Source organism: Dyella japonica DSM 16301 (genome assembly GCF_001010355.1).
Lineage (GTDB): Bacteria > Pseudomonadota > Gammaproteobacteria > Xanthomonadales > Rhodanobacteraceae > Dyella > Dyella japonica.
The window spans coordinates 23,134-34,874 of sequence record NZ_JPLA01000019.1; the positions used below are offsets into that span (position 1 = coordinate 23,134).

The 11,741-nt window shown below is 64.2% G+C and carries 14 protein-coding genes; all 14 read left to right on the forward strand.

All coding sequences use genetic code 11. The features are described 5' to 3' along the window. Positions 1 to 3 precede the first annotated feature (3 nt). The 14 genes from Y882_RS07165 (at position 4) to Y882_RS07230 (ending at position 11,738) form a co-directional block, all read left to right on the forward strand. On the forward strand, positions 4 to 405 hold the full coding sequence (locus Y882_RS07165; RefSeq protein ID WP_046971222.1) for a phasin family protein: 402 nt from the start codon (positions 4 to 6) through the stop codon (positions 403 to 405). A 193-nt stretch (positions 406 to 598) separates the two neighbouring features. Continuing rightward, positions 599 to 1,018 (forward strand): hypothetical protein, encoded by a 420-nt coding sequence (locus Y882_RS07170; RefSeq protein ID WP_244466275.1) that lies wholly within the window; start codon positions 599 to 601, stop codon positions 1,016 to 1,018. A gap of 3 nt (positions 1,019 to 1,021) precedes the next feature. Beyond that, entirely contained in the window at positions 1,022 to 1,855 is an 834-nt protein-coding gene (gene atpB / locus Y882_RS07175) for a F0F1 ATP synthase subunit A (RefSeq protein ID WP_046971223.1), read from the forward strand. 77 nt (positions 1,856 to 1,932) lie between these two features. After that, complete coding sequence (atpE, locus tag Y882_RS07180) at positions 1,933 to 2,196, forward strand: F0F1 ATP synthase subunit C (RefSeq protein ID WP_046971224.1); 264 nt, start codon at positions 1,933 to 1,935, stop codon at positions 2,194 to 2,196. Between the two features lie 110 nt (positions 2,197 to 2,306). Then, positions 2,307 to 2,777 (forward strand): F0F1 ATP synthase subunit B, encoded by a 471-nt coding sequence (locus tag Y882_RS07185; protein WP_046971225.1) that lies wholly within the window; start codon positions 2,307 to 2,309, stop codon positions 2,775 to 2,777. Positions 2,778 to 2,780: 3 nt separating this feature from the next. Next, the gene (locus Y882_RS07190; protein ID WP_046971226.1) at positions 2,781 to 3,314 is read left to right on the forward strand and encodes a F0F1 ATP synthase subunit delta; all 534 of its coding nucleotides are present in this window, start codon (positions 2,781 to 2,783) and stop codon (positions 3,312 to 3,314) included. 87 nt (positions 3,315 to 3,401) lie between these two features. Further along, the gene (gene atpA / locus Y882_RS07195; protein ID WP_046971227.1) at positions 3,402 to 4,952 is read left to right on the forward strand and encodes a F0F1 ATP synthase subunit alpha; all 1,551 of its coding nucleotides are present in this window, start codon (positions 3,402 to 3,404) and stop codon (positions 4,950 to 4,952) included. Between the two features lie 89 nt (positions 4,953 to 5,041). Then, entirely contained in the window at positions 5,042 to 5,968 is a 927-nt protein-coding gene (gene atpG / locus Y882_RS07200) for a F0F1 ATP synthase subunit gamma (RefSeq protein ID WP_046971228.1), read from the forward strand. Between the two features lie 183 nt (positions 5,969 to 6,151). Further along, positions 6,152 to 7,564, forward strand: coding sequence for a F0F1 ATP synthase subunit beta (atpD, locus tag Y882_RS07205; protein ID WP_046971229.1), 1,413 nt, complete (start codon positions 6,152 to 6,154; stop codon positions 7,562 to 7,564). Positions 7,565 to 7,658: 94 nt separating this feature from the next. Then, positions 7,659 to 8,084 carry a F0F1 ATP synthase subunit epsilon gene (locus Y882_RS07210; protein WP_046971230.1) on the forward strand — a complete coding sequence of 142 codons (426 nt, stop codon included), beginning with the start codon at positions 7,659 to 7,661 and terminating at the stop codon, positions 8,082 to 8,084. 58 nt (positions 8,085 to 8,142) lie between these two features. Beyond that, positions 8,143 to 8,742: an energy transducer TonB gene (locus tag Y882_RS07215; RefSeq protein ID WP_244466276.1), complete on the forward strand. Its 600-nt coding sequence runs from the start codon at positions 8,143 to 8,145 to the stop codon at positions 8,740 to 8,742. An 84-nt stretch (positions 8,743 to 8,826) separates the two neighbouring features. Continuing rightward, entirely contained in the window at positions 8,827 to 10,200 is a 1,374-nt protein-coding gene (gene glmU / locus Y882_RS07220) for a bifunctional UDP-N-acetylglucosamine diphosphorylase/glucosamine-1-phosphate N-acetyltransferase GlmU (RefSeq protein ID WP_046971231.1), read from the forward strand. A gap of 47 nt (positions 10,201 to 10,247) precedes the next feature. Continuing rightward, a complete protein-coding gene (locus tag Y882_RS07225) occupies positions 10,248 to 10,796 on the forward strand; it encodes a hypothetical protein (RefSeq protein WP_046971232.1) in 549 nt (182 codons plus the stop codon). 147 nt (positions 10,797 to 10,943) lie between these two features. Beyond that, positions 10,944 to 11,738: a DUF4850 domain-containing protein gene (locus Y882_RS07230; RefSeq protein ID WP_156171356.1), complete on the forward strand. Its 795-nt coding sequence runs from the start codon at positions 10,944 to 10,946 to the stop codon at positions 11,736 to 11,738. Positions 11,739 to 11,741: the final 3 nt, after the last annotated feature.

The window sequence follows — 11,741 nt, forward strand, 5'->3', positions numbered from 1 at the left end:
GTCATGACGCAGCAACTGAACTCTCAGGTTTTCGCCTACGCCAAGCAGTTTGCCGACAATGCCTTCAAGGCCCAGTCGGTGGCCTTCAAGGGCCTGGAGCAGGTCGCCGATCTGCAGCTCCGTGCGCTGGAAAAGCAGTCGGAAGCTGCGGCTGACTTCTTCAGTGGCGCCCTCGAGACCCGCGATATCGACGGTTTCCGCGTTCTGTGGGAAAAGGCAGCTGCCGCCGGCCGTGAAAACGCCGAGCGCGCCGTGGCCGTCACCCAGGAAATCATCGCCGTGACGCAGAAGACCGCCGAGTCGCTCAGCGCGCTCGCGCAGGAGCAGCAGCAGGCTGCCAACGACGCCGTGGCCGCGCCGGTCGCCGCCGTCAAGAAGGCCGCTGCCGCCGCTGGCGCCAAGTAAGACCGCTTAGCGACGCAGCGCTTCTTCCCCCCAGTTGCGTCTAAGGGCCGGACGGTTGTCCGGCCCTTTTTCTTTCGTGAGTTCTCACGACGGCTGCCGGTTTTGTGAACAGATCGGCCCGTGGACAAGATGTCGCGCAAGCCGCGGCTTGTCGCTGTAAATGCCTCGCTGATATACTTTTTGGGATTGGACCGTGGCCCGCAGCTGGTTCGGTGCCGCCTTGAGCGAAGCCGCGCGGGAACATCACGTGATCAACAGTCTTGCTTCCGGTCGTCGTCTGGCACTGCGCATGATTTTGCTGCAGCTGGCCGTGGCGGTGGCCGTCGGTCTCACCTTCCTGATGCAGGGGCCCCGCGAAGCCGTGGCGGCCGCTGCAGGCGCCACCCTGGTGGCGCTGGGTTCCGCGCTGCTGGCGTGGCGTTCCTTCAAGGGGTTGGGTGGGGGAGGCACGGCCATGTGGCACGTGATGTCAGGTTTGGTCCTGAAGTGGATCGTGATCTTCGGAGGGCTGATCGCGATCCTGGGTCAATGGAAATTACCGCCACTAGCTGCCATCACGGGGCTGGTGGCTGCTTACGCAATAAATCTGCTGGCGTTCAGATTCAAGGGCTAACACATGGCAAGCGAGCCGCAGGGCGGACTAACTGAGTACATCCAGCATCACCTTCACCACAACGTGGTGAGCCTGGGTGATGGTGCGTTCATGAAGATCCACGTCGACTCGCTCGTCGTGTCCTTCGTGCTGGGTGCCCTGTTCTGCCTGTGGTTCTGGCTGAAGGCCCGCAAGGCGACCTCGGGCGTGCCGTCCAAGGGCCAGGCTTTCGTCGAAATCATCGTGGAATTCGTCGACACCCAGGTGAAGGACACCTTCCACGGCGACCGCCGTACGGTGACCCCGCTGGCGCTGTCGATCTTCATGTGGGTGGTGTTCCTGAACACCATGGACCTGCTGCCGCTGGATGCGCCTGGCTTTGCCGTCAAGAGCCTCGCCGGTGCCGAAGCCGCGCATCACACCTTCTTCCGCTGGGTTCCCACCGCCGACATCAACACCACCATGGGCCTGGCCCTGGCCGTGTTCTTCATCGTGCTGGCGCACGGCATGAAGGCCAAGGGTGTGGGCGGCTTTGGCTGGGAGCTGATCACGGCGCCGTTCCATGCGGACAACATGATCGTCAAGATCATCCTGATGCCATTCAACCTCGCGCTCAACGTCATCGAATACCTGTCCAAGCCGGTCTCGCTGGCGATGCGACTGTTCGGCAACATGTACGGTGGTGAGCTGGTCTTCATGCTGATCGCGGGTCTGTTCGCGGGCTGGATCAGCTTCCTGCCGGGCGTGCTGTTCAACTCGGTGTGGGCGATCTTCCACATCCTGATCATCCTGCTGCAGGCGTTCATCTTCATGATGCTGACCATCGTGTACATCGCGACGGCGCGTGAGCATCACTAAGTTTCGCTTTACTCCAAGTTTCGCTTCATCTTTCTTGTTCTAACCAACAACCCGTTATCGATTCACAGGAGAACACCATGGAACTCATCGCACACGTGCAGGGCCTGACCGCCATTGCCATCGGCATCATCATCGGCCTCGGCGCTCTGGGCGCTTGCTTGGGTATCGCCATCATGGGTTCCAAGTTCCTTGAGTCCGCCGCCCGTCAGCCGGAGCTGGTGCCGCTGCTGCAGGGCCGCATGTTCCTGCTCGCCGGCCTGATCGACGCTGCGTTCATCATCGGCCTGGCCGTGGCGCTGCTGTTCGCCTTCTCGAACCCGCTGATCAGCGCCCTGCACTAAGCCTTCGCTTGGCCGCAAGGCCGATCGGAGCGGGTTATGTGGTGTCGCGGCGCTTCTAGAGCCGCGACTTCACGTCAACTTCAACGTGTTCGGGAGTATTTGGAAAGCTCATGGATATCAATCTGACTTTCCTGGGCCAGATGGTTTCTTTTGCCATCCTGGTCTGGTTCACCACCAAGTTCATCTGGCCGCAGCTCAATCACGCGATTGAAGAGCGCCAGAAGAAGGTTGCCGAAGGTCTGGCCGCCGCTGAAAAGGCGCGCGCCGAACTCAAGGACGCCGACGCCAAGGTGGCCGTCGAGATCAAGCAGGCCCGTCAGCAGGCCAACGAGATCATCGAGCGTGCGCAGCAGCAGGCCAACCAGATCGTGGACAAGGCTCGCGCCGAAGCCGTGACCGAGGCGGGTCGTCTGAAGGCGGCCGCTGCCGAGGAAATCGTCAGCATGCAGCAGCGTGCGCGCGAAGAACTGCGTGGCTGGGTCGGCCGTCTGGCTGTCCAGGGCGCGGAAAAAATCGTGCAGCGCGAAGTGGACGTCAACGCCCACAAGGCGATGCTCGACCAGCTCGCGGCCGAGATCTAAGTCATGGCACAGGCAATCACCCTCGCCCGTCCGTATGCGCGTGCCGCCTTCGAGGTGGCCCACGCGGCCGGCTCGCTGGGCGCCTGGTCGCAGGCGCTGGCCTTCGCCGCGGAAGTGGCGAAGGACTCGCGCGTGGCCGGTTTCGGCAATGATCCGCGCGTGACGGCGGACCAGCTGGTCGCGTTGCACCTGCCGCAGGGCATGGCTGCCGACGCGCCGTTCGCCCGCTTCCTGGGTGAGCTGGCCGAGCACCGTCGCATGGCGCTGTTGCCGGAAATCGCTGCGCTGTACGAAGCGTACAAGCGCGAATCCGAATCGCAGCTGCTGGTGAAGGTGACCAGTGCGTTCGCACTGGACGCCGCCCAGGCTGAACAGCTGAAGGTGTCGCTCAAGCGTCGCTTCAAGCGCGAGATCGAACTGGAAACCCAGGTCGATGCCTCGCTGCTCGGTGGCGTGGTGATCGATACCGGCAGCGAAGTGATCGACGGTTCGGCCCGCGGTCGTCTGGCGCGCATGACCCGCGCGCTGACGGTTTAAAGAATTTAAGCGAAGTCCGTTTCGCGAAGCGCCACGCCAGCAGTGGCTGGCTCTTCAAAAAAGACTCAAATCTCAGGATATCGACCCATGTCCAGCTCCACCTTGAACCCGTCCGAGATCAGCGAACTGATCAAGACCCGCATCGAGCAGTTCAAGCTCGGCGCGGAAGCACGTAACGAAGGCACCATCATCAGCGTGTCCGACGGCATCGTGCGCATCCACGGCCTGGCCGACGTGATGCAGGGCGAAATGATCGAACTGCCGGGCAACTCCTATGCGCTGGCGCTGAACCTCGAGCGTGACTCGGTGGGCGCCGTGGTGCTGGGCGAATACCAGCACCTGCGCGAAGGCGACACCGCCAAGACCACCGGCCGCATCCTCGAAGTGCCGACCGGTCCGGAGCTGCTGGGTCGCGTGGTCGACTCGCTCGGCAACCCGATCGACGGCAAGGGCCCGCTGAACGCCAAGACCAGCTCGGCCATCGAAAAGGTCGCGCCGGGCGTGATCTGGCGTAAGTCGGTCGACCAGCCGGTGCAGACCGGCTACAAGTCCGTCGACTCGATGATCCCGATCGGCCGTGGCCAGCGCGAGCTGATCATCGGCGACCGCCAGACCGGCAAGACCGCGCTGGCCATCGACGCGATCATCAACCAGAAAGATTCCGGCATTAAGTGCATCTACGTTGCCATCGGCCAGAAGCGTTCGTCGATCGCCAACGTGGTGCGCAAGCTCGAAGAGAACGGCGCGCTGGCCAACACCATCGTGGTGGTGGCTTCCGCTTCCGAGTCGGCCGCGCTGCAGTACATCGCGCCGTATTCGGGTTGCGCCATGGGCGAGTACTTCCGCGACCGCGGCGAAGACGCGCTGATCATCTATGACGATCTGTCCAAGCAGGCCGTGGCCTACCGCCAGATCTCGCTGCTGCTCAAGCGCCCGCCGGGCCGCGAAGCCTACCCGGGCGACGTGTTCTATTTGCACTCGCGTCTGCTCGAGCGTGCGGCTCGCGTCTCCGAGGAGTACGTCGAGAAGTTCACCAACGGCGAAGTGAAGGGCAAGACCGGTTCGCTGACCGCGCTGCCGATCATCGAAACGCAGGCCGGTGACGTGTCCGCGTTCGTGCCGACCAACGTGATCTCGATCACCGACGGCCAGATCTTCCTGGAAACCGACCTGTTCAACGCCGGCATCCGTCCGGCCGTGAACGCCGGTATCTCGGTGTCGCGCGTCGGTGGTGCCGCCCAGACCAAGATCGTCAAGAAGCTGTCCGGCGGCGTGAAGCTGGCCCTGGCGCAGTTCCGCGAGCTGGCTGCGTTCGCGCAGTTCGCCTCGGACCTGGACCCGGCCACCCGCGCCCAGCTGGACCGCGGCCAGCGCGTGACCGAGCTGATGAAGCAGGCGCAGTACTCGCCGCTGTCCATCGCCGAGCTCGCACTGTCGGTGTACGCCGCCGAGAAGGGCTACCTCGATGACCTGCCGGTCAACAAGGTGCTGCCGTTCGAGAAGGGCCTGCACGCCTTCATGCACCAGAACCACGGCGAGCTGATGAAGAAGATCGTCGCCACCGGTGACTGGAACAACGACATCGAAGCCACCTTCAAGTCCTCGCTCGACGAGTACAAGAAGACCGGCAGCTGGTAAGCAGTCAAGGGTGTACGGCCGTCCAGACGGCCGTACCGAACTCCGGTCGGCTGACCGGGATCGCACTAACCCAATAGGTTGAGGCAAACGTGGCAAGCGGACGCGAAATCAAAACCAAGATCAAGAGCACGCAGAACATGCGCAAGGTGACGCGCGCGCTCGAGATGGTCTCGGCCTCGAAGATCCGCAAGGCGCAGGATCTGATGAAGGCCTCGCGTCCCTATGCGCGTGCCATGCGCAAGGTGATCGCGCACGTGGCCCAGGCCAGCACCGATTTCAGCCATCCGTTCCTGGTGGAGCGCGAGAAGGTTGCGCGCGTCGGTTTCCTGGTGGTCAGCACGGATCGCGGCCTGTGCGGCGGCCTGAACTCGAACCTGTTCCGTCGCCTGCTGCCGATCATTCGCGAGTGGCAGGACAAGGGCGCGGAAATCGACGTCGTCGCCGTCGGCCAGAAGGCCACGCAGTTCTTCCGCCGCATCAAGGGCGTGAACCTGATCGGCAGCGTCAGCCACCTGGGTGAGAAGCCGAAGGTCGAAAGCCTGGTCGGCGTGATCAAGGTGATGCTCGATGCGTATGTCGAGGGCAAGCTGGATCGCGTGTTCCTGGCCCACAACGACTTCATCAACACCATGACGCAGAAGCCGACCGTGCACGCGCTGTTGCCGCTGCCGGTGGTGGCCAAGGAAATGGTCGGTGCCGAGCCTTCCACCCAGTCTCCGGATTTCCCGGTGGCCGGGCTCAAGCTCGATCAGAAGCACGACTGGGATTACATCTACGAACCCGATGCAGCCACGGTGCTCGAGCACGTGCTGGGCCGTTACATCGAGTCGGTGGTGTACCAGGGCGTGCTGGAAAACCTCGCCAGCGAACATGCCGCGCGCATGGTGGCGATGAAGAGCGCGTCGGACAACGCAAGCAAGGTGATCGGTGAACTGACGCTGATTTACAACAAGGCGCGTCAGGCTGCGATTACCCAGGAAATCTCGGAAATCGTCGGCGGCGCAGCGGCTGTATAAGTGCAGGCATCCCTGCCTGCAAGAGCAGATCAAAAAGCGGCCATCCATGGCCGCGAGTAGTTAAAGCGATCATCCGTGATCGCCAAGATCAAAAAGCTGCCATCCATGGCAGCACTTTTAAACTAAGAGCGACGCGATAGCGGCGCTTGTAACGAACCTAAAAGATCCATCCGGAGCACATCCATGAGTCAGGGCAAAGTTGTACAGATCATCGGCGCGGTCATCGACGTGGAGTTCGCACGCGATCAGGTGCCGCAGGTTTACGACGCGCTGAAGGTCGACGGCACCGACATCACGCTGGAAGTCCAGCAGGTGCTGGGTGACGGCATCGTCCGTACGATTGCCCTCGGTTCCACCGATGGCCTCAAGCGCGGCCTCGTGGCGCGCAACACCGGCGAAGGCATCAAGGTGCCGGTCGGCAAGGCCACGCTGGGCCGCATCATGGACGTGCTGGGCAACCCCATCGACGAAGCCGGTCCGATCGGCGAGCAGGACCGCTGGGTCATTCACCGCGAAGCGCCGAGCTACGACGACCAGGCCGCCGCCAACGACCTGCTGGAAACCGGCATCAAGGTCATCGACCTGATGTGCCCGTTCGCCAAGGGCGGCAAGGTCGGCCTGTTCGGCGGCGCCGGCGTGGGCAAGACCGTGAACATGATGGAGCTGATCAACAACATCGCCAAGGCGCACGCGGGTCTGTCCGTGTTCGCCGGCGTGGGCGAGCGTACCCGCGAGGGCAACGACTTCTACCACGAGATGAAGGACTCCAACGTGCTCGACAAGGTGGCCATGGTGTACGGCCAGATGAACGAGCCGCCGGGCAACCGTCTGCGCGTGGCGCTGACCGGCCTGACCATGGCCGAGTACTTCCGCGACGAGAAGGACGAGTCGGGCAAGGGTAAGGACGTGCTGCTGTTCGTGGACAACATCTACCGCTACACGCTGGCCGGTACCGAAGTGTCCGCGCTGCTCGGCCGCATGCCGTCTGCCGTGGGTTACCAGCCGACGCTGGCCGAGGAAATGGGCGTGCTGCAGGAGCGCATCACCTCGACCAAGACCGGTTCGATCACCTCGATCCAGGCCGTCTACGTGCCCGCCGATGACCTTACCGATCCGTCGCCGGCCACCACCTTCGCTCACCTTGATGCGACCGTGGTGCTGAGCCGCAACATCGCCTCGCTGGGTATCTACCCGGCCGTGGATCCGCTGGATTCGACCAGCCGCCAGCTCGATCCGGATGTGGTCGGCGCCGAGCACTACGACGTCGCCCGCCGCGTGCAGGGTACGTTGCAGCGCTACAAGGAGCTGAAGGACATCATCGCGATCCTGGGCATGGACGAACTGTCCGAAGACGACAAGCTGGCCGTGTCGCGCGCCCGCAAGATCGAGCGCTTCTTCTCGCAGCCGTTCCACGTGGCCGAAGTGTTCACCGGCTCGCCGGGCAAGTACGTGCCGCTGAAGGAAACCATCCGCGGCTTCAAGATGATCGTGGACGGCGACGTGGACCACCTGCCGGAGCAGGCGTTCTACATGGTTGGCAGCATCGACGAGGCCGCCAAGAAGGCCGAGGACATGGGCGCCAAGAAGGCGGCCTGATCCCTGTGAGGCACCACGATGAGGCGCGCAGGCCGCGCCTCATCGGCTCCACATAGCATCGTCTGCTTTTCACCGAACGCACCGGAATACCCTCATGAGTCATACCCTCCGTGTCGACATCGTCAGCGCCGAAGCCGAGATCTTCTCCGGCGACGCGCAGCTCGTGGTCGCCACCGGCGAGATGGGCGAACTGGGCATCGCGCCCCGCCATGCGCCGCTGATCACCCGCCTCAAGCCCGGCCACGTGGACGTGGTGCTGGCCAATGGCGAGCGTCAGCAGTTCTGGGTGTCGGGCGGCATCCTGGAAGTGCAGCCGCAGGTCGTCACCGTGCTGGCCGATACTGCCGCACGCGCCTCCGACCTGGATGAAGCGGCCGCCCAGCGCGCCAAGCAGGAAGCGGAAGACGCCCTGGCCAACCGTAGCGACGCGCTCGAGATTGCCGAGGCGCAGGCCAAGCTGGCGCAGGCCATCACCCAGCTGCAGGCGCTGGAGCGCATGCGCAAGACGCTCAAGCACTGAGCGGACTTGCCCGGGTAGCACCCCGCAGAACGCCGGCCCTGGGCCGGCGTTTTTGTTTATGCTGCGGCTACTCGACAGCGGGGGCTACGACATGGATGCGAGGCAGCAAGCCGATGGGCCCAGGGCCGCATGGTTCCTGCCGGCCGCGTTGATCGTGTCATTGGCGGGCTGCGCAGACGCACCCCACACCACCTCGTCCAAACCATCCACCGAGGGCGACACCTCGTATCGGGCCGTGGCCAAGGACGATATGCAGCACTACCAGCTCGCCATGGGGGAGATCTCCACCGGGGCGATTCCCTGGCATCACCCCTCGCCGCCGTACCCGGCCGCTCTGCTCGATCAGCGCCTGCCGCCGCAAGAGGTACAGGCCACGCTCGTCGTCAACGAAGCAGGCAAGGTCGTTGAGGTACGCATCGCCGATGAGGCACAGGCCGATGCACAAGTCCGCCAGTTCGATCAGGCCGTGCGCGAGACCGCCATGCAATGGACGTTCGAGCCGCTGCGTTTCAGCCAATGGGCCGCGGACGCCAACGGCAACAGTCACGAAGTGAGCACTGAGGCGCGCCCCTTCAGTCTGGACTACGTGTTCCGCTTCGCCTGGAAAGACGGCAAGCCGGTGGCCGACGCCAGCGCCGTCGCGCATGCCCTGCCATAGCCATAGGTTCTACATCATCAGGGCCGTAGGGCGTCGGGCCTCGGCTGCTATCCTCCGCCGCTAGTCAAGGACAGGTTGGATCCTATGCACAAGACCACGCCGTTGCACGTCATCGTCCTCGCCGCCGGCGAAGGCAAGCGCATGAAGTCGAAGAAGGCCAAGGTGCTGATGCCCCTGGCGGGTCGGCCGCTGCTTGCGCATGTGCTGGAGGCGGCGCGCGCGCTGCAGCCGAAGGCGATCCATGTGGTCTACGGGCATTGCGGCGACCAGGTGCGGGCGGCGTTCGAGGGCCAGGACGACCTGCACTGGGTGCTGCAATCGCAGCGGCTCGGCACCGGCCACGCCGTGCGTGAGGCGCTGCTGGAGGTGCCCGATGACGTCACTGTGCTCGTGCTGTACGGCGACGTGCCGCTCACGCGCACGCAGACGCTGGAGGCCCTGGTGCGGGCCGAAGGCACGGTGAGCCTGCTCGCCACGCGCGTCACCCATCCGCACGGCTACGGCCGTGTGCTTCGCGATGGCAACGGCTACGTGCGCGCCGTGGTGGAAGAAAAGGACGCCGACGATGCGCAGCGCGCGATGAACCTGATCAATACCGGCATCCTGGCGGCCGATGCCGTGGCCCTCAAGCGATGGACGTCCAAACTCGATCGCAACAATGTGCAGGGCGAGTACTACCTCACCGACATCTTCGCCATGGCGGCCGGCGAAAATCGCGCGGCAGCCTGCGTGGAATGCGAAGACGAATTCGAAACGGCCGGCGCCAACAATCCCTGGCAGCTTGCCGAACTTGAAGCGCAATACCGTGCGCGTGCAGCCAAGGCGCTGGCGCTGGAAGGCGTGCGCATCGCCGATCCGTTGCGCATCGATGTGCGCGGCAAGGTCAGCGCCGGCATGGATGTCGAGATCGACGTGAATGTCGTACTCGAAGGCGACGTGCAGTTCGGCGATGACGTGCAGGTCGGTCCGTTCACGCGGCTGAAAGACGTGAAGCTCGCCAGCGGCACCGTCGTGCAGGCGCATTGCGATCTCGAAGGCGTGGTGACGCTTGGCCCGTGCACGATCGGCCCGTTTGCGCGCCTGCGTCCGGGCACGGAGCTGGCGGCGGGCGTGCACATCGGCAATTTCGTCGAGACCAAGAAGGCCTCGCTCGGCGAAGGCAGCAAGGCCAATCACCTGAGCTATCTGGGCGACACCATCATCGGGCGCGGCGTGAACGTCGGTGCCGGCACCATCACCTGCAATTACGATGGCGCCAACAAGCATCTCACCGTGATCGGTGACCGCGCCTTCATCGGTTCCAACAGCGCGCTGGTCGCGCCGGTCACCGTGGGTGCGGATGCGACCATCGGCGCCGGTTCGGTGATCGGCAAGGAAGCGCCGGCCGGCGAGCTGACCATCGCGCGCGCCAAGCAGGTGACGCTGCATGGTTGGAAGCGACCGACCAAGCAGCCATGATGGATCGCCGCGGTGATGCGGCGTCGTAGGCCAAACACGGAGTCGTCATGCGCATCGGAAGGTCGTTCGGTAGTTTGCTCGGTCTGCTGCTGTTGAATGCCTGCGCCAGCTCGCCCAGTGGCGATGCACCGGTGCAGCTGTTTGGCGCGCAGGATGCTCCGCGGTTTCATGCCTACCTGGCGTGTACCAGCAACACGGTCGATTGCGCCATCGTGGAGCGCGCTTTCGACCGCTGGGCGGACGACCGCCACGTCATGCTGGAAACCGTGGCGTCCGACAACCGGGTCTTCATGACGGGCACGCCATCGCCCGCGGCGGAGCAGGCGCAGCCTTATCGCATCACCATGCGCTACGTGCCTGACCTTTCCGCGCCAGCCAACCCGATGGGCGGCGGCAGCATGCGCCCGATGATCAGCTACAACGCCACCGTGCATGTGTTCGATGCAAGTACCGGGCGCTTGTTGAAGACGATGTCGTTCAAGGACAAGGCGATCATCGACCAGGACAGCGGCCAGGCCAATCCGTATATCAACGCCCAGGTACGCGCGTTCCTCAAGCAGCTCGATCCCGCCTACGCAAAAGCCTCGGCTTCCTGATTTGCTGCTTGCCGGCCTGCACGGGCAGGCGCAGTTCGTACGCTCCACCTGGAAGCGAAGGCAGCCTCACCCCGGCCTTTTGTCCGACTCGCGCGCTGCGGGCACCCGCGTATAAGCTGCTACCCGCTGACGCAACAGGGGGTGGCTATGCGCTTTCGGTTCCGACATGTGATGGCGATCGTCGCCATGTGTCTGCTGTCGACTACGGGGTCGCAGGTTCATGCGGCCGCGGGCGTGCGCGAGCTGCCCGGCACGCCTGAGATGCGCTCGGCGGCGGGAACCGACTACGCCTTGCACACGGTGCCGATTGGCGGCCTCACCGTCAGCTTGATCGATGTGCACTCGGGCGCGGGTGACTGGACGCGTCCGGATCCGGCGAAACTGCCAGCGCTGCCAAGCGCGTCATCACCCTCGAAGGATGCCGTGCAATGGTTCTACGGCGGTGTGGCCGGTTGGATGGCGGTACCCCAGGGCTGGCGCGTGCAGTACGCGACCATCGGTGTGGACGCCAACGCGCACTACACCTTCGCCGCGCCCGAAGGCGCGAGCTCGGGCTGGGTCAGTTACACCGTGATTCCGGCGTGCGAGGAGTGCCTGTTGCAGGAGGCCGAAGGCTTGCTGCCCGGCGCTGGCGAGCAGCTGGGCTCGCGCCACGATGTGCCGCCCATCCTGCTCGGGCAGACCAATCCGGTGATGAGCTGGCAATCGCGTCCGGACGATTGCACCGCGCTGTTCCGCTACCGCACCGGTGGCCTGACCGTGCACGCCGCCGTGCTCAGCAGCGTGCCGGTTGCCGCCTTGGCAACAGGCAAGGGCGCGCTTGCGCTGGCTGAGGCCTACGTGGCGCTGCCGGGCGCCAAATCCGCATTGGCGGACTTCATGGTGAACCAATTCAGCCAGACGTTTGCCGCCTGCCGCTCGCCGGACGGATGGAAGGACTGACGC